13 protein-coding genes are annotated in these 17704 nt (G+C 62.2%); 5 read left to right on the forward strand and 8 right to left on the reverse strand.

What is annotated here, in order from left to right; genetic code table 11:
- Window positions 1–44 precede the first annotated feature (44 nt).
- From RAE21_RS03265 to RAE21_RS03280, 4 genes are all read left to right on the forward strand, one after another.
- Window positions 45–1076 carry a thiamine ABC transporter substrate-binding protein gene (locus tag RAE21_RS03265; RefSeq protein ID WP_313880123.1) on the forward strand — a complete coding sequence of 344 codons (1032 nt, stop codon included), beginning with the start codon at window positions 45–47 and terminating at the stop codon, window positions 1074–1076.
- Between the two features lie 16 nt (window positions 1077–1092).
- Window positions 1093–2676 carry an ABC transporter permease gene (locus RAE21_RS03270; protein WP_313880124.1) on the forward strand — a complete coding sequence of 528 codons (1584 nt, stop codon included), beginning with the start codon at window positions 1093–1095 and terminating at the stop codon, window positions 2674–2676.
- A complete protein-coding gene (locus RAE21_RS03275) occupies window positions 2669–3328 on the forward strand; it encodes an ABC transporter ATP-binding protein (protein WP_313880125.1) in 660 nt (219 codons plus the stop codon). The genes RAE21_RS03270 and RAE21_RS03275 overlap by 8 nt, the downstream gene beginning before the upstream one ends.
- An 87-nt stretch (window positions 3329–3415) precedes the next feature.
- Complete coding sequence (locus RAE21_RS03280; protein WP_313880126.1) at window positions 3416–4168, forward strand: PEP-CTERM sorting domain-containing protein; 753 nt, start codon at window positions 3416–3418, stop codon at window positions 4166–4168.
- Window positions 4169–4269: 101 nt separating this feature from the next.
- Here the strand turns inward: RAE21_RS03280 and RAE21_RS03285 are convergent, their stop codons facing one another.
- The 6 genes from RAE21_RS03285 to RAE21_RS03310 all read right to left on the reverse strand — a co-directional run bounded on the left by RAE21_RS03285 (window position 4270) and on the right by RAE21_RS03310 (window position 10487).
- Entirely contained in the window at window positions 4270–5100 is an 831-nt protein-coding gene (locus tag RAE21_RS03285) for a hypothetical protein (protein WP_313880127.1), read from the reverse strand.
- A 64-nt stretch (window positions 5101–5164) separates the two neighbouring features.
- Complete coding sequence (locus RAE21_RS03290) at window positions 5165–5821, reverse strand: ABC transporter ATP-binding protein (protein WP_313880128.1); 657 nt, start codon at window positions 5819–5821, stop codon at window positions 5165–5167.
- A complete protein-coding gene (gene miaA / locus RAE21_RS03295) occupies window positions 5818–6792 on the reverse strand; it encodes a tRNA (adenosine(37)-N6)-dimethylallyltransferase MiaA (RefSeq protein ID WP_313880129.1) in 975 nt (324 codons plus the stop codon). Before miaA ends, RAE21_RS03290 begins: the two co-directional genes overlap by 4 nt.
- A complete protein-coding gene (locus RAE21_RS03300) occupies window positions 6789–8213 on the reverse strand; it encodes an MATE family efflux transporter (RefSeq protein WP_313880130.1) in 1425 nt (474 codons plus the stop codon). Before RAE21_RS03300 ends, miaA begins: the two co-directional genes overlap by 4 nt.
- Before the next feature lie 134 nt (window positions 8214–8347).
- Complete coding sequence (locus RAE21_RS03305; protein ID WP_313880131.1) at window positions 8348–9523, reverse strand: glycerophosphodiester phosphodiesterase; 1176 nt, start codon at window positions 9521–9523, stop codon at window positions 8348–8350.
- Window positions 9524–9593: 70 nt separating this feature from the next.
- Window positions 9594–10487, reverse strand: coding sequence for a DMT family transporter (locus tag RAE21_RS03310; protein ID WP_313880132.1), 894 nt, complete (start codon window positions 10485–10487; stop codon window positions 9594–9596).
- Window positions 10488–10568: 81 nt separating this feature from the next.
- Here RAE21_RS03310 and trhP point away from each other — a divergent pair, with 81 nt between their 5' ends.
- Window positions 10569–11975, forward strand: coding sequence for a prephenate-dependent tRNA uridine(34) hydroxylase TrhP (gene trhP / locus RAE21_RS03315; protein WP_313880133.1), 1407 nt, complete (start codon window positions 10569–10571; stop codon window positions 11973–11975).
- Between the two features lie 179 nt (window positions 11976–12154).
- Here trhP and RAE21_RS03320 read toward each other — a convergent pair whose 3' ends face one another.
- Together RAE21_RS03320 and mutL are read right to left on the reverse strand one after the other, a co-directional pair.
- Window positions 12155–15439 carry an EAL domain-containing protein gene (locus RAE21_RS03320; protein WP_313880134.1) on the reverse strand — a complete coding sequence of 1095 codons (3285 nt, stop codon included), beginning with the start codon at window positions 15437–15439 and terminating at the stop codon, window positions 12155–12157.
- A 175-nt stretch (window positions 15440–15614) separates the two neighbouring features.
- On the reverse strand, window positions 15615–17675 hold the full coding sequence (mutL, locus tag RAE21_RS03325) for a DNA mismatch repair endonuclease MutL (RefSeq protein WP_313880135.1): 2061 nt from the start codon (window positions 17673–17675) through the stop codon (window positions 15615–15617).
- Window positions 17676–17704 lie beyond the last annotated feature (29 nt).

Consider the following 17704-nt stretch of genomic DNA (forward strand, 5'->3'; position numbering starts at 1 on the left):
TTTTGAATGCGACCCCCGCCGGCGCATTGAAAAGAGAGCACACCATGCCACACGGGATTTTTTCGTTTCTGAAGACTACTTTGGGCGCCGCATTGCTGACGGCGGGCCTCACTGCCGCCAACGCCGCTGACCTGCGGGTTCTGACCCACAGCTCCTTCACCGTGCCCAAGCCTTTGCTGGCCCAGTTTGAAAAAGACAACGGCGTCAAGCTGCGCATCACCAAAGGCGGCGACGCCGGTGAAATGCTCAACAAGCTGATCCTGACCAAGGCCAACCCGATTGCTGATGTGGTCTACGGCATTGACAATGCGTTTGCCCCCAAGGCCCTGGCTGCCGGCGTGCTGGACACCAGCACAGCTGCCGCCGCCGGGCGCAAACCCGCCGCCGAGTTGCCGGCCCCGCTGGTGCCTGTGGACTACGGTTACGTGACCCTGAACTACGACAAAGCCTGGTTCGCCAAAAACGGCGTGGCCGTGCCCAAAACGTTGGATGACCTGACCCAACCCGCCTACGCCAAATTGTTGGTGGTGCAAAACCCGGCCACCAGCAGCCCCGGCTATGCATTTTTGCTCTCCACCATCGGCGCCATGGGCGAGGACAAAGCGTTTGATTTCTGGGCCAAGTTGCGCGCTAACGGCCTGAAAGTGGCCAAGGGCTGGACCGAGGCTTACTACACCGAGTTCAGCCAGAATGGTGGCAAACACCCCATCGTGGTGAGCTACGCCACCAGCCCGGCGGCTGAAGTGTTCTACAGCAAGACCAAGTTGAGCGAGCCGCCGACAGCCTCCCTGAGCTTGCCGGGCGCTGTGTTCCGCCAAGTGGAGGGTGTTGCCTTGGTCAAGGGCGGCAAACAGCGCGCTGCGGCCGAAAAGTTTGTCGAGTTCATGCGGTCCCCCGCCGTACAGACCGCGATGCAGACCGACATGTGGATGTACCCCGCCGAAGCCGGTGTCGCCAAGGCCGACGCCTTCCGCTTCGCGCCTGAGCCCACCGCGTTCAACGCACCATCTGACGCTGATATTGCCGCCAAGGGCAGCGACTGGGTCGCCCGCTGGACCAAGGTGGTGTTGAAGTAAGCCTGCAGCGTCCGCTGTGGCGTTTGAGACTCCGCGCCTGAAACAGCCCCGCCCCTGGGCGTGGCACCGTTGGGCGCTGGCTGCGGTGCCGCTGCTGTTTTTGGCGGTCGTGCTGGTAGCACCCGCCGTGCGCCTGATGCTGGAGGGCGGCAGCGCCGACCTGTGGGCCCCGTGGCAAGACTCGTATCTGCGCGGGCGGCTGTTGTGGTCGCTGGCGCAAGCGGCGATGACCTGCGGCCTGGTGTTGCTGATTGGCCTGCCCATGGGTTGGGTACTGGCGCGACTGGATTTCCCCGGGCGCGGCTTGTTGTTGCGCGGGTTGATGATGCCCTTTGTGGTTCCTACCCTGGTTGCGGCCATGGGTGTGTTGGCCTTGATGGGGCCGCGTGGTTTGCTGGCGCAGTGGGGCGGGCCGGACTTGCAGGGAACGCCGTGGCTGCTGCTATTTGGCAATTTGTTTTTTAACCTCTGTGTGCTGGTGCGCGCTGCGGTGGATGCGCTCTCGCAGGTAAGCGCCGCCCGGGTGGCTGCAGCCCGCAGCTTGGGGGCTACGCCATGGCGCGCCTTCTGGCGCGTGGAGTGGCCGGCGATTGCACCCTGGTTGGCCTCGGCCTTGTGCCTGGTGTTCTTGTATTGCTTTTCAGGTTTCGGACTGGCGCTGGTCTTGGGCGGGCAGGCCTACGCCACGGCGGAGGTCGAGATTTACACCCTGGTGGCCCATGAACTGCAACTGGGGCAGGCCAGTGTGTTGTCGGTCTGGATGTTGTTGCTGACAGGCGCGGTTGCCCTGGGTTACGCCGCGGTAGAGCGCCGTTTGGCTACCCCTGCCCGGGCGGATGGGGTATCGCGCCGGCCCGCCCGGGGCGTTGCGCAGTGGAGTGCGGTCATGGTCACTGTCAGTGTTTGGATGCTTGTTTGTGCTGCACCCCTTATAGCCATTGCGCACGGCGCTATGTTTTCAGGAGCGGATGCATGGGGTGTGCTGCGGGAGGACGACACCTTGCTGGCCCTCTACAACACGGTGCAGTTCTCGCTGTTGGCACTGGTGCTGGCGACTGTGCTGGGTGTTGCCCACGCCTTGGCGGCCCGCCGGGTGCTGTGGCTGCGCACTTTGGTGTTTTTGCCGTTTATTGTGTCACCGGCCATGGTGGCGTTTGGCCTGTTGTTGTTGTACCCCGAGGCCAGCGGCAGTTTCGGCGTGTTGGTGGCGGCCTATGCCTTGCTGGCGTATCCCTTCGTGGCCAAAAGTGTGGCCTCGCGCTTGGATAGCTTGCCCGCCCACTATATGGAGGCCGCCCGCAGCCTGGGCGCCAGCCCGTGGCGCTGTTTCTGGCGGGTCACGCTGCCCTTGTTGGCACCGGCTTTGCGCCGGGGCATGGCCTTTGCGGCTGCCACCGCCGTGGGCGAGTTTGCAGTGAGCTTGTTTTTGTCGCGCCCCGAGTGGGCCACACTCACCACCTTGATTTATCAGCACCTCGGCAAGCCCGGTGCGGTGAACCTGGGTGCTGCGCAGGTGCTCGCCTGTGTGCTCATGGGGCTGGCACTGCTGGCGTTTGTGTTGATTGAATGGCCCGATAAGGAAGGTGACGCGCGTGCTTGAGTTGCAATCGATCGTGAAGGAGTGGCAGCCCCCTCAAGGAGTGGCCCGGCCTTTGCTGCGCGGGGTTTCTGTCAGCGTGGCTGCGGGCGAGACGGTCGCCTTGCTCGGCTCCAGCGGCAGTGGCAAGAGCACCCTGCTGCGGATTGCGGCGGGCCTGGAGGCGGCGGATGTCGGCAGCGTCCGCATGGACGGCCAAGACATCACCGCGCTGCCACCGGAGCGCCGGGGCTTTGCCCTGATGTTCCAGGACTTTGCGCTGTTCCCCCACCTGAATGTGCAAGACAACGTGGCCTTCGGCCTGGTGGAGCAGCGGGTGCCCCGCAAAGCGGCCCGGGACCAGGCGGTGGCGATGTTGGCTAGGTTCGGTTTGTCGGCATACACCCATTCCAAGGTCTGGCAACTCTCGGGCGGGGAGCAGCAGCGGGTGGCGCTGGCCCGGGCCTTGATCACGCGGCCGCGTGCCTTGTTGCTCGATGAGCCTTTTTCCGCTTTGGACGCCGACCTGCGCCTGCAATTGCGCGCCGAATTCAAGGCCCATATTGCCGAGCACCGCATGGCCACGCTTTGGGTGACCCACGATGAAGCCGAGGCCCGTGCGATGGCGGTGCGGGGTTACCGGCTGCAAGATGGTGTTTTTTGCCCGATTTGGTGAAAAAAGTCCGGGCAACAGTCCATTCGGCTCATCGAAAAAATAGCGTAGAGCCGGTATCCTCGCGTCATATTTGAAAAGGTCCTTACCATGTTCACTCCCTACCTGAAGCGTGTCGCGGTAGTTACCGGTCTTGCCGTGGCTGCTTTGTCAGCGCAAGCAACCGTGTCGCCAGCGAATACGTTCAACACCATTTACGGCGCCAATTTCACCAATTTGAGCAGCAGCTACAGCACCACTTTCTTGGGTGGCACAGTGGCCAGCTTTGCGGCTAAAAACGACGGCGCAAACGCGCGTTTCAGCTTCAAACCGGGACAAGACGGCTTCTTGGGCGTCGGGGTGTCTCCGAGCCACGGAAACGGCCGTACCCCTGGCGAAATCGATATTGGTGAAACCATTACCGGTTCTTTCTCCCGCGGTGTGCTGGTCAAAAACTTCAGTGTTGGCCTGTTGTTTAACGGCCCCGAATATCACGATGTGCAAGAGAAAGCCATTGTCTCGGTCTTGTATGCCGATCACACCACCGCCAATTTCAGCTTGATTGCCACCGGCAACACCGTGGCACTGTGGAATGGCTCCAGCACGCAAGTGACCAATTTGAGCCCGGCTACTCTGAATAAAGGTGGCGCTTGGTCGGTGGCCAATCCGTTTGGCAACAAGCTGGTAAGTCAGGTGACATTCGGCGCAGCACTGGGTGCCCGCGGCGACGGCAAGGGTACTAACCAGTCGGACTACACTCTCTTGAGCATCACCGCTGCGGTTCCCGAGCCGGAAACCTATGCGATGTTGCTGGCCGGTTTGCTCGCGATTGGCGCAGCAGCGCGTCGCAAGAAATCCTCCTGATTCGCTTCGGCCAACAAAAAACCACCGCTTGCGGTGGTTTTTTTTGGTCTGTACTTGGGGAAGCCGTGGGGTGCTGACCCTAGCGGTCCCTTCTTTGACGATTAACGGACCAGGGGCATCACACTGCCTTTGAGTACGAACGGGGGATAAATTGCGCTGAACTTTTTGTACAGGTAATCGCTGCGGGTTTCCCGCTGAATGGCGGTCCTCAGGTATTTCAAGGTTCCAGCCGGCATTGAGGTGCGGGAGAGGTAGATGCCGCTTTCCCCCCAGGGCATATCGTCCATGGGCTCGACGCGCATCGTGTCGAGCATGTCTTTCATGCGCTCGTCATCCATCAGCGCGCCATACATGGTGATCGGGGCCATGAGGGTGACGTCGTTCGGATTACTGCGGAGCCAACGGGCCACCCCTATCGGGTCCGGCTCCAGCACCAGCCGGCCTTCTGCCTGCATAGCGTCGAGCAATCCCGAATAGTGGGGGCCAAAGTTAAACCCCCGCACGGCCACTAATTTGACGTTGCTTTGCTTGAGCAATTCAGGGCTGTTGGTGAACGCCTTTCTTTCCGCGCTGCCGAAAGAAATGATAGTGGCGCGGTTGCGCACCATGGGGATGAAGATACCGGCGGCATCGCGCTCCGGCGACTGTGTGACAGCGAGCATCACATCCGCTTGGCCCACCTCAAACAAGCGCTCCTGTCGGGCCCGTGGTACGGGGCTGAATACAAAAGTGCATTTGCTTTTGCTGGAAATCGCGTCGAGCAGGTCTTTGTAAATTCCCCCGACCTTTTCGCCGTTGACCGTCAGGCTCTGCCCGGTCGGGGACACGGGGACTTGCAGCTTGCGCTCGCATGCGGCCAAGGCCACGGTGCTTGCCATGAAGCCGAGGGCAACCATCAGCGAGCTACGAATCCTGGGGGTGGGCAAGTTCACAGAGGTGCGTCTGGCGACGTAGGGCAATTTGTAACAAACAGTTTAGCGCAGGCGCTCAGGTTTGTCAGCCGTGGGGGTGGCGAATCCCGTCGTGGTGCAGGTGCAAAACCCGGTCTGCATGTTCGGTGGCCGCCAATGAGTGCGTGACCAGCACCAAAGCGCTGCCGTGTTGGCGGCACTGGGTGACCAGGGCCTGCATGACTTTGGCAGCGGTAACGGGATCCAGGTTGCCGGTGGGCTCATCGGCCAGAATTAATGCGGGCTGGTGCACCAGCGCGCGAGCGATGGCCACCCGTTGCAACTGCCCGCCGCTGAGCTGTTGGGGCAAACGCGCACCCAGCTCGCCCAGCCCGACCGCGTCAAGCAAGGCCTGCACCCGTTCGGGCTCCTGGCGACCGAGCAGCATCAGCGGCAAAGCCACGTTTTGCGTGACATCCAGATGCGGCAGCACGTGGAAGGCCTGGAACACAAAGCCCACCTTGTCCCGCCGGAGCAGGGCCCGTTGGTCGTCATTCAGGCGCCCCAGGTCTTGCCCGGCCAGGTGCACGGTGCCTTGGTCCCAGCTGTCGAGCCCGGCCATGCAGTTCAGCAGGGTGGATTTGCCAACCCCGGACTCGCCCACAATGGCCACAAACTCGCCGGGTGCGACATCCAGGTTCACATGGGCAAACACCGGGGTGCTGCCGTAGTGTTTGCCGACATCACGCAGTTGCAAAGTCATAGAGCGGCCCGCTGTTGAAGGGTGGTGCGCACGGCGTGCAGCAAGGCGTCTTGGGCGCCGGCTTGGTCGCAGGCGATGACGTGGCGGCGCGGCATGGAGCGCAGCCACGTCATTTGCCGCTTGGCGAGTTGGCGGGTGGCGAATATGCCTTTGTCACGCAGCTCCGCCATGGGGGAGACGCCGGTCAGTGCCTCCCAAGCCTGGCGGTAGCCTACACAGCGCATGCTGGGCAGGTCGGGGTGCAGGTCGCCGCGCGCCATGAGGGTTTTGACCTCGTCCAGAAAGCCGCCTTGCAGCATCAGGTCAAACCGCTGGGCAATGCGGCCATGCAACCAGGTGCGGTCGGTGGGTTCTAAGGAAAAAAGGGTGTTAGTGCCCGTATTGTCTGCGCGAGCTGCTTCTTTTTTGATAGCGTCTTGCTGGGCGTGAAAGTACGACAAGGGGTGCCCCGATACCCGGTAGACCTCCAGCGCACGCTGGATGCGCTGGCTGTCGGCCGGTGCGAGCCGGGCAGCGGTTATCGGGTCCACGGCGGCCAGTTGGGCGTGCATGGCCGGCCAGCCCAAGGCAGCGGCTTCGGCCTCTAGCGCGGCACGGATCTCGGGGCTGGCAGCAGGCATGTCATCGAGCCCGTCAAACAAGGCCTTGAAGTACAGCATGGTGCCGCCCACCAGCAGCGGCAGCTTGCCGCGGGCGCTGATGTCGGTGATCAGCGTCTTGGCGTCTTTCACGAACTCGGCCGCGCTGTAGGTGTGCAACGGGTCGCGGATGTTGATCAGGTGGTGCGGCACCGCGGCCAGCTCATGGGCCTCGGGTTTGGCGGTGCCGATGTCCATTCCCTGATAGACCAAGGCCGAATCCACGCTGATGATCTCGGCCGGATGCTCTGCAGCAATCGCCAGCGCGGCAGCTGTTTTGCCGGCCGCGGTGGGGCCGGCTAGGCACAGGTAGAAGGGCAAAGGGTTGCTCATGCTTGGCCTCCAGTCAGCAGGCGCGCACGGGTGACCTGGCGCAGCAGGATCAGCAGCCCGACGGCGGCCACCGTCAAGCCCACTACCAGTGCAATCCAGAAACCCTGCGCACCCATGCCCTGGGCTGGCCGCCATGGCAGCCACTCCGGGGCCAGGCCCAGCACGCAACCCAGCGGCAGCGAAAAGCCCCAAAACGCCGTGAGGTGAATCACCATGGGGCTGCGGGTGACCTTGTAGCCACGGATGGCGCTGCTGATGACCACTTGGGCCGAGTCCGACAACTGGAACACCGCCGCCAGAAACAGCAGCTGTGCAGCCACTGCCGCCACGGCGGCATCGTTGGTGTAAAGCCAAGCAATCTGGTGCGCCCCGGCGGCCATGCCGATGGCAGAGACCACGCCGAAAGCAAACCCGGCTTTCACACCCACCCAAGCCCTGAAGCGCGCGGCCACCGGGTCGCCGGCCCCGAGGCTCTGGCCCACCCGGGTGAGCAGGGCAATGCCCATGCTCAGGGGAATCATGAACACCAGCGAGGTGAAGTTGAGTGCAATCTGGTGTGCGGCCACTTCGCGGCTGCCAAAGCCTGCAATCAACAGAGCAATCAGCCCGAAGGCACTGGTTTCTGCGAAATAGGTCACCCCTATCGGAAAGCCCAGCTTCCACAGCGCCCACAGCTTGGCGGGGTGCGGACCTTCCCATTCGGCAAACGGCCAGGTGCTGCGGTAGGCCGGTGCGAGGCGCATCCACAGCAATAGCCCGCCGAAGTTGAACCACACGCACAGCAAGGTCGCCCAGGCACACCCCAGGCCGCCCAGCCGCGGGAAGGGGCCCACGCCAAACACCAGCAGCCAATTCACCACGATGTTGAGCAGCAACGCTGCCACCGACATCACCATCAGCGGTTTGGTCTGGTTCAGGCTGGCGCTGTATCCGTACAGCACCCGGTAACAGGCAAAGGCCGGCAGGGCAAAGCTAATGATCATCACGAAGCCGGTGGCGACTTCGTGCACATGGGGCTCGATGTCCATGTGGTCAAACACCTTGGTAGACAACTGGGCGAGCACCATGGCCACCAAGCCCACGCCCAATGCCTTCCACATGCCTTGGCGTACTAGGTGGGGCACTTGGGTGAACTCGCGGGCGCCTACATGGTGGGCGACCATTGGGGCTACCGACATCATCAACCCCATGAGGGTGATGATGATGATGTTCCAGATCGACACCCCGAGCGAAATGCCCGCCAGGTCGTGCGCCGAGGCGTGACCGGCCATGGCCACATCGACCACCGACATGCCCACGTTGGCCAGTTGGCCGATCAGGATGGGCCATGCCAACGCCCACAGGGCGGCCAGTTCAGTGCGGGTGTTGGTGCGGGGAAGGGCCGAAGGTGGCGGAAGGGGGCTTGCAGCGGGAGCGGTCATGTGGCGCCCATTTTACGGGGCACCCCCTATTGATCGGTGACCTGCAAGAGTGGCCCTGCAGTACGCTCGACCCGCGTGCGGCACCGCCAAAAAAAACAGCGCCGAAGCGCTGTTTGTATAAGGGTCGGGGCCCTTTATTTGCTGTCGCGGGCGGTAACGGCGGTGTCAGGGAAGTCGCTAAACAAGCCATCCACACCCAGGGCGTAGAAGCGCTTGTATTCGGCCTTGGGGTCGCCCTTGTAGTCGGACAGCAGGCCGGGGGCTTCGCTGCGGAAGGTGTAGGCGTGCACAAACAGGCCGGCGGCGTGGGCGTTTTTCACCACGTCGGTCGGGGGCAGGGCCACGCGGTCGTTGTCGGTGATCTTGCCATCGCCGTTCAGGTCACGCGGCTTGCCGTCAGCACCCAGCACATGGGCGGCGCTGGCCAGGTAGGGCTTCCAGGGGCCGATGCCGTCGGCGTAGGTTTTGACCTCCGCCAAGCCCTTGGGTGTCAGCAGGTCGGGGAAGGTGCGGCTGTCTTTGGCCACAGCAAAGTCATACGGCTTGTCGAACGGAGCGACCAGGGTCACATTGCCTTTGGAGTCCACATCGTCGGCATCCACCAACTGCACGAGGCGGACCTGGGTGAGTTTGCGCAGGGCTTTGAGGTTGGAGACTTCAAACGATTGAATGATGACCGGGGAGTCTTTTTTGGTGTAACCGTACTCGGCCAGCAGGGCCAGCAAGCGTGGCTCGATAGGCAGGCCGGCATCCACGTGGTAAGTGGGGTGCTTGGTTTCGGGGTACACGCCGATGGTGCGGCCGGTGCGGGCAGACTCCGACTTGGCGAGCTCCAGGATTTCGCGGAAAGTGGGGATCTGGAATTGGCCGTCAAACGACTTGTCGCGCGCAGCGTTGGGCTGTTTGGCGCGCAGGGTGCGTAGCTCGGCCAAGGTGAAGTCGGTGGCAAACCAGCCGGTCTCGTTCACACCGTCCACCTTGCGGGTGGTCTTGCGGCTGGCGAACTCGGGGCGTGCCGACACATCGGTGGTGGCGGTGATGTTGGGTTCGTGGCGGGCAATCAACTCGCCGTCTTTGGTGACCACCAAATCGGGCTCAATGAAATCGGCACCCATGTCGACGGCCTTTTTGTAGGCGGCCAAGGTGTGCTCGGGCAAATAGCCGCTGGCGCCGCGGTGGCCGATAACCAAAGGCTTGGCGCCATTCAAGGTGGGGTAGGCGGAGCTTGGTGTGCCGAGAGTGCTGCAAGCAGCCAACAAAGTAGCGATCGAAACGGCGACTGCCGTGGATGCAAAACGCATGGTTTTCATGGGGTCCCTCATTGTGAAAATAAGCAACCCGTGATCATGGTGCGCCCGGATGACTGTTGCGTGACAAAACTCAGGGTTTGGCGTTGGCCAGGTCCAGCCACCGTTGCAGCGGGTTGAATCCGGTGATGAGCGCACTGGCCAGCAGCACCAGGCTGCCCCCCACCAGCAGTCCATGACCCAACTGTTCGCCCAGGAACAGATGCCCCCACAGCACCCCGAACACCGGCACCATGAAGATGGGGCTCATGGCTGCTACCGGTGTCACATGCCGCAAGATGCGCAAATGCGCCCAATAGGCCAAGCCCGAGGTCACGATGCCCATGGCGGCCACGGCTGCGAGCGCCCCCCAGGTGAAATGTGCCGAGGGCATGCTGTAAGCCGCCCCCGGCAGCACCATCAAGAGCGACATCGCGTGGATGCCGGCGGCAATTTGCACCGGTTGCAACTGGCCCACCGCCCGCTTGGTGATGGGTGCCGACAAGCCATAACAGGCCGAGGCCGCCACGCAGGCCAAAACCGCTATCACCACCTTGAAAGAGGGCTCCACCGGCCCCAGGCTCACAATAAGGGCCACCCCGGCAAACCCGCATGCACAGCCCAGCAGCTTTTTGAAGGTGATGGTGTCTTCCCCCATGCGGGCCGACGCAAACATGCCAAAGATCACGGCGGTCGAGTTGAGCAGCGCGCTGTAACCCGCAGGCAACTGCAGGCCGGCCCACGCGAACAACAAAAATGGCATGGCTACTGACAGGGCCCCGATGACCACCAGGGTGCGCCACTGGCGCCATGCCCAGCTTTGGCCCAAGACACGCATCAACAGGGTCAAAGTCAGGGTCGCGAGGGTCACCCGCAAAAAGGCCAGCACGTTGGGCCCGAACACCGGACTGGCAATGCGGATGAACAAAAAGGACGCGCCCCACAAAGCGGAGAGTCCGACCAGTTGAATGAAATAAGTGGCTCGCATGGGTGCAAGGATTGTGGATTGGTTGATGTGGGTCAAATGCGCTGTCTGTGACACCTCGCCTACCGCCGAGATAATTTCTGCATGACGCTTGCTGCCCCTGTATCCCCCCATCATCGCACCCCTGAATTGCTGGCCCCTGCGGGCTCGCTCGCCATGCTGCAAACCGCGCTCGCCTTCGGTGCAACTGCGGTGTACGCCGGTCAGCCGCGCTACAGCTTGCGGGTGCGCAATAACGATTTCGGCAGCTTGGATGTGTTGCGCGCCGGCATTGAGCACACGCACGCGCAGGGCAAGAAGTTCTACTTGGTGTCCAACATCTTCCCGCATGGCAACAAGACGCAGAGCTATGTGAAGAACATGCAGCCGGTGATAGCCCTGAAGCCGGACGCGATGATCATGTCCGACCCCGGCCTCATCATGCTGGCGCGCGAGGCCTGGCCGGAGATGGAGATTCACCTCTCGGTGCAAGCCAACACGGTGAATGCTGCGGCGGTGAAGTTCTGGAGCAAAGTCGGTATCAGCCGCGTGATCTTGTCGCGCGAGTTGTCGTTGGACCAGGTGGCGCAGATCCGGCAGGACTGCCCGGACACCGAGCTGGAAGTGTTTGTGCACGGTGCGCTGTGCATTGCCTACTCGGGCCGCTGCCTGCTCTCGGGTTACTTCAACCACCGCGATGCCAACCAGGGCAGCTGCACCAACTCCTGCCGCTGGGACTACAAGACGCATGCGGCGCAGGTGGATGTGAGTGGCGATGTGCTGAGCCCTCAGCGCAGCGGCCATGACTACGGACAGGGCAGCACGGTCCCTGCCGAGGCGCAACAAAGCATTGCTTACTTGCTCGAAGAAAGCCAACGCCCCGGCCAGTACATGCCCATCGAGGAGGACGAGCACGGCACCTATGTGATGAACTCCAAAGACCTGCGCGCCATCGAGCATGTGCAGCGCCTGGTGGAAATCGGGGTGGACTCACTCAAGATTGAAGGCCGCACCAAGAGCCCGTATTACGTGGCTCGCACTGCGCAGGCCTACCGCGCGGCCATTGACGACGCCGTGGCCGGCCGCGCGCTCAACCCCGAACTGCTGGGCCAGCTTGAAGGCCTGGCCAACCGGGGCTACACCAGCGGTTTCTTCCAGCGCCACACGCCAGAGGCCACCCAAAACTACCTGCGTGGCTACTCCGAGAGCGGGCGCAGTCTGTACGTGGGCGATGTGCTGGCTTTTGATACGAAGCGGGGGCTTGCGCAGGTGAATGTGCGCAACAAATTTGCGGTGGGTGACCGGCTGGAAATCATCCACCCTGCGGGCAACGTGGATGCCATGCTGACCCGCATGGAAAACGCCGACGGCACCTCTATGGACGTGGCTCCTGGCAGTGGACACACCGTGTGGGTAGATTTGCCGGAGGCCGCAGTGGGCGCGTTTGTGGCGCGCTACCTGGCAGACGAACCGGTCGCAGCCCCTTCCACCACCGTGTTTGACATGGCCTAGAGGTGTGGGGGCAGATGGGTGTTCTGCGCAGGTCAAGGAGGAGCCCGCACAGCGGGCGGGGGACACGGAGCAGAGCGCCCAGCTGACCACGCACCTCGGTTGCCCAAAAATGCTATCAAAAAAATAGCAACTTCCGCAATATCGACGGCCTGAAGTGCCGATTTGGTACCCACATGGTTTTAAGCGGGCACTCGTGTGTGAAGCAACCCCGCCCGGAGGTCTTTCGCGGGCACGGGTTTGCCGAAGTAGTAGCCCTGGTACGCGTCGCAACCCATGCCCGCCAGAGCTTGGCGCTGGCCTTCGTTCTCCACCCCCTCGGCAATCACCTTCAATCCCAGGCTATGGCCCAAAGAGACGATGGTGCTGGCGATGGTGGCATCGTTGGGATCGGTCAAAAGGTCGCGCACAAAGCCTTGGTCAATTTTGAGTTGCTGCAGTGGCAGGCGTTTCAGGTAGGCGAGGGACGAATAGCCGGTGCCGAAGTCGTCCAGTGAAAAGCTCACTCCGCGCTGGCGCAAGGCGGTCATTTTCAGCACCAGGTCTTCCACATTGGCGGCCAAGGTGCTTTCGGTTAATTCCAGCTTCAGCCGCTCCGGCGGTGCCTTGGAAAGGGTCAACGCCTGCTCTACCTTGGCTACAAAGTCTGTTTGTGCAAACTGGGCAGCGCTCACATTGACTGCGATGGTGAGGTGGGCTGCCTCGGGGTCGTTTGCCCAGTGGGCCAGTTGCTGGCATGCGGTCTCCAGCACCCATTGGCCCAAAGGCAATATCAAGCCGGTCTCCTCCGCCAATGGAATGAAGTGCGCAGGCGACACCAAACCGCGTTGCGGGTGCTGCCACCGGATCAGTGCCTCCACCCCCAGACTGTTGCCTTGTCGGTCCACCTGCAGTTGGTAGAACAGCACAAACTCATGTCTTGAGAGCCCACCGCGAATCTCTTCTTCCATCTGGCTGCGCTCCACCGCTTTGGCCTGCATGGCGGGGTCGAAAAAGCAAAAGGTGTTGCGTCCAGCGGCCTTGGCCTGGTACAGCGCGGCATCGGCTTCCTTGAGCAAGTCGTCATAGCTCTTGCTGTTTTCAATAAACAAGGCGATGCCCACGCTGGTGGTGGCCACGTGGGGCTTGTCTTGGAGCCTGCAGGGCTCGGCCAACAGTTGCAAGACCTTGTTGGCCACCACTTCCGCGCGGGCTGCGGCCTCGTGGTGGTGTGCACTGAGGTTTTCCAGCACCAGCACAAATTCATCACCGCCCAGGCGCGCTACGGTATCGCCCTCGCGCACGGCCATTTGCAGACGTGCGGCCACTTGCCGGAGCAGGTCATCGCCCACCGGATGGCCCCGGGTGTCGTTGACCTGTTTGAAATGGTCCAAGTCGAGAAACATCACGGCGCCGTAAAGCCCGCTGCGGCTGGATGCCGCGAGCGCGTGGCGCAGGTGATCGGCGAGCAGGCGGCGGTTGGGTAGGCCGGTTAGACCATCGTAAAACGCGAGTCTGCGGATTTCTTCTTCATCGGAGCGTCGCTGGGTAATGTCTCGCACCAATCCGATGAACGTGGCTTGCCCGAGGTGGGTGGTTTGAGAGACCGACAGGCTCAAGGGGAAGGTGCTGCCGTCTTTGCGCTTGCCCTCTAGCTCGCGGGGCTTGCCCAAAATCCTTTCTTCACCGGTGCTGCGGTAGTGTTCCAGGTAGCTGTCATGCTGGCTGCGGTGGGGCTCGGGCATCAAGAGGGACACGTTGTGTCCCACTACTTCTTCGGCGGTGTAGCCAAACATGGCGCTCGCCGCCTTGTTGAAGGTTCTGACCAAACCGTCCGGGCCGATGGTGACCACGCCGTCTGCCATGTTGTCAAGAATGGCTTGCGTGTGTTGCAGCGACGCCTGCAAGGCATTTTTGGCGAGAACCCGCTCTGTCACGTCGCGCTGCACTGACACCCAGTGCGTGAACCAGCCGGTACTGTCGGCGATGGGCGCAATGGTGAGTTCTACCCAAAACTCCTCGCCGCTCTTGCTGTAGTTGATCAGCTCGGCATGGATCGGCTTCCATTGCTTCAGGCGCTGCCGGATCTGGTTTAACACTTCGCGGTCGGTATGGGGGCCCTGCAAAATGCGTGGTGTTTTGCCCAAGACCTCCTCGCGGGTGTAGCCGGTCCTGCGTTCAAACGCATCGTTCACAAACACAATGCGCGGCCCCTCATCCTGCTGTGGTTCAGCTTCTGTAATGAGCACAATGTCATTGAGGTCTGCCATGGCGGTGCCCAGCAGTTTGAGCTGCTGTTCTGACTCCATGCGTTCGGTGATGTCCCGTGTCAGCACAATGATTCGCGGCTCTGCGTCGCCCTCAACCGCTTTGCGGGCGGCAGAGAGTTCAAACCATCGCCATCCATCACGCAGGCGCAGTTTGACCAGGTAACCGCTGGAGCGGCCCTTGTCCATGGCCTCTTGCAGTGCGGCCAGCACCGTGTTGGTAGACGCTTCGGGCATGACGTCCCGGACGTTCTTACCAATTAGCGTGCTGACGGGTATGCCCAACTGGTCAATTTGGGGGGTGTGGTAGCTGTAGTAGGTGCCGTTGAGCTCCATCTCAAAAACCATGTCGGGTATGGCGTCGAGCGTGGCTTTGAGGCTGTTTTGCACCGCATCTAGCGCTTGGTAGGGGCGCTGTACCGTCGCCACGAAAATGCTTTGGTACAGGAACAGATACGCGATGACCTTGTACACATGGCCCGCCAGGTTGAACAGGTCGGCCACGTTGGCGTACATCGTGAAAAACAGCTCGCTCATGGCCATCGTCAGCACCGCACCTAGCAGCCCGGTGGCGTGGGGGCCGAGCGCGCTCTGTTGGCGCCATATCAAGAATCCGGCAGCCAACAGGTGCAGCCCGATCAAGCCGTATTCCATGTGCACTTTGAGGGCCGTCAGCCCGGTGCCTGCAATGAAAGTGCGCGGTATTGCGGTGGGGTAGAACAAGAAGAGCCCGTGGGCCAACCCCACGAAGGACATCACCCCGAGTAATAGAAGGTAGCGGTGCGTGGGCCGCCGCAACGGTTTCCAGGGCAGGGCGGCGACCAGCAGCAGACTCACTGCTGCCAGCAGGCGGGCTGCCAGCCAGAAATTGATGGCCTTTTCCGGGTCGCTGGGCGTGACATAGTCGGGCATGCCCTTGAAAGACATCAGGTGTGAGAAGTCCAGCAGGGCGACACCCAGAAAGGTGTACGCCAGCAGCAAGAGGCTGCCCGATGCTTTGTGGGCCTGCGCATTCCATGCGGTCGCAAAAATGAGGCCTGAGACCACAATGGCGAAGATCTCAAGCAAGGAGTGCAAGGGCTCGTAGCCTGCGATGCCGCGCAGACTCTCGGGCACTTCGACCCATAACAAAAACAGCATGATTGCCGCCAGTGCCAGCAACTGGCCGCGCATTTTGCGCAATTCCCCCCATAAGCGTGGGTGGGTAGCAACAGCGTTCAAAGGCAATCTCCTGGAGCCGGAGGCAACCATGCCTCGATGCAGTTCACCGACGATAAGGGCTAGCGGCTATTTCGTACAGGTTTTGGGCTTGACGCAAGTCAATGTGGAGAGGAATAGCGCTCGCCAACTCCGCCGCCTATCCAAACGCACTCGGCTCCTTTGGTGCGGAACCCGTCTAGCGACCGCGCAAAAACAGCGAGTCCAGCTCTTTGAGCGTGAGCTGGCGCCAGGTGGGGCGGCCGTGGTTGCACTGGTCGCTGCGCTCAGTGGCTTCCATGTCGCGCAGCAGGGCGTTCATTTCTTCGAGTGTGAGCTTGCGGTTGGCGCGCACTGCGCCGTGGCAGGCCATGGTGCCCAGAATTTCGTTTTGTGCGCGTTGGATGACGGTGCTGGCGTCGTGCTGGGCCAATTCGGCCAGCACGCTGCGCGCCAGCTCAACGGCGTCGCCTTGCGCCAAGGTGGTGGGCACGGCGCGCACGGCCAGTGTTTTGGGGGAGAAGGGGCTGATCTCCAGGCCGAGGGTGTTGAGCGTGGCTACGTGGGCCTCTGCCGTGGCTACTTCGTCGGGGGTGGCGGCGAAGGTGGCGGGGATGAGCAGGGGTTGGCTGGCCAACGGGTGCACGCTGCCGTCGGGGGCGGTGAGGCTGATTTGTGTTTTCAGCCGTTCGTAGACGATGCGTTCGTGGGCGGCGTGCATGTCGACGATGACCAAGCCTTGGTTGTTTTCAGCGAGGATGTAGACGCCTTGGAGTTGGGCAATCGCACGGCCCAAAGGCCAAGCTTCTTGGTTGCCGTCGCGGTTCTGGGGCCAGGCTTCTTTGCTCGCTGGAAGGCGGGATGGCTGAGTGCTTTGCTCCCCATACTCCAAGTTTTGCCCCGCCCGCGGTGCGGGCTCCTCCTGGACCTGCGCAGAGCCCCCAGCCACCCAGCCATCTTGGGTGGCTGGGTTACGTTGCCAAAGCAGGCTGATGTCGTTGACGCGGTGACCAATCAGGCCTTCTTCTGCTTCGAATTTGATAGCTGGCTGCGCGCTGTACATGGGCGCTACAGGCCTGTTGGGCACATAAGTTCCCGGCGCGGGCAGGGTGCTGGCCTCGCTGGTGATGCCAAACAGGCTGGGCGGTTGGGGCTGGCCGGCTACCGTGCCAGCAGCTGCCGCAGCGCGTGGGGCGGCGAGGGTGTCTTCTACGGCGTGGCGCACGGCTTGGTGGACTTCGCGGCTGTCGCGGAAGCGCACTTCGATCTTGGTGGGGTGTACGTTCACATCCACGCGCGTCGGGTCCATGGCGACATACAGGGCGTACACCGGCTGGCGGTTGCCGTGCAGCACGTCTTCATACGCACTGCGGGCAGCGTGGGTGAGGACTTTGTCTCGCACAAAGCGGCCATTCACGTAGCAGAACTGCTGGTCACCGCGCGAGCGGGCGGCGTCGGGCACACCGGCACGGCCCCACACGCGCAGGGCGGGTTGGCCGGCTTCGTTGGTTTGCTTGCTGTGCCAATCGACGCGCACGCTCTGCGCCAAAAACTCGGGGCCTAGCACGTCAGAGAGGCGTTGGTCCAGGGCGGCGAGTGCGGCGTCTAGGGCGGCATCCGCCAGCGGCACATCCAGGCAGCGGCGCCATTGCTCGACCAGCTTGCCTTCATGCCAAATGGCAAAGCCCACATCGGGGCGGGCCAGGGCGTGGCGGCGCACGGACTCTATGCAGTGCGCGAGTTCGGTGGCGTCGGTTTTCAGGAACTTACGGCGCGCGGGCGTGCTGTAAAACAGCTCTTTGACTTCGACGGTGGTGCCCTGGCCCCGCGCGACTGGGCGCAACTCCCCGGTGCGGCCGTCGAGCAAATAGGCATCATTCAGGCCGCTAGCCCTCGACAATATTGCGCAATCAGCTATGGAGTTGATAGCGGCCAGTGCCTCGCCGCGGAAGCCCATGGTCGCCACGCTCTCCAGGTCGTGCAGGTTGCCGATCTTGCTGGTGGCGTGGCGCTTGAAGGCGATGGGCAACTCGTCGCGCAATATGCCCTGGCCGTCGTCTTCCACGCTGATCAGGCGCACACCACCGGCCAGCAGCCGCAGGGTGACTTGGGTGGCGCCGGCGTCCAGCGCGTTGTCCACCAATTCACGCACCACGCTGGCGGGTCGCTCTACGACTTCACCCGCCGCAATCTGGCTGATAAGTTCGTCCGGGAGTTCGCGGATGGGGCGGCGGGGTGCGGGAGTCAGAGGTGCGTTCACATTTGTATTTTAGGCGGGCAGCATAATCC

Source organism: Rhodoferax potami (genome assembly GCF_032193765.1).
Classification (GTDB): domain Bacteria; phylum Pseudomonadota; class Gammaproteobacteria; order Burkholderiales; family Burkholderiaceae_C; genus Allorhodoferax; species Allorhodoferax potami.

Excerpts from the sequence above, each read along its gene's own strand:
- RAE21_RS03290 (WP_313880128.1), bottom strand. The coding sequence starts at position 5,821 with ATGACTTTGCAACTGCGTGATGTCGGCAAACACTACGGCAGCACCCCG.
- RAE21_RS03305 (WP_313880131.1), bottom strand. The coding sequence starts at position 9,523 with ATGAAAACCATGCGTTTTGCATCCACGGCAGTCGCCGTTTCGATCGCT.
- miaA (WP_313880129.1), bottom strand. The coding sequence starts at position 6,792 with ATGAGCAACCCTTTGCCCTTCTACCTGTGCCTAGCCGGCCCCACCGCG.
- RAE21_RS03265 (WP_313880123.1), top strand. The coding sequence starts at position 45 with ATGCCACACGGGATTTTTTCGTTTCTGAAGACTACTTTGGGCGCCGCA.
- trhP (WP_313880133.1), top strand. The coding sequence starts at position 10,569 with ATGACGCTTGCTGCCCCTGTATCCCCCCATCATCGCACCCCTGAATTG.
- RAE21_RS03310 (WP_313880132.1), bottom strand. The coding sequence starts at position 10,487 with ATGCGAGCCACTTATTTCATTCAACTGGTCGGACTCTCCGCTTTGTGG.
- RAE21_RS03280 (WP_313880126.1), top strand. The coding sequence starts at position 3,416 with ATGTTCACTCCCTACCTGAAGCGTGTCGCGGTAGTTACCGGTCTTGCC.
- RAE21_RS03300 (WP_313880130.1), bottom strand. The coding sequence starts at position 8,213 with ATGACCGCTCCCGCTGCAAGCCCCCTTCCGCCACCTTCGGCCCTTCCC.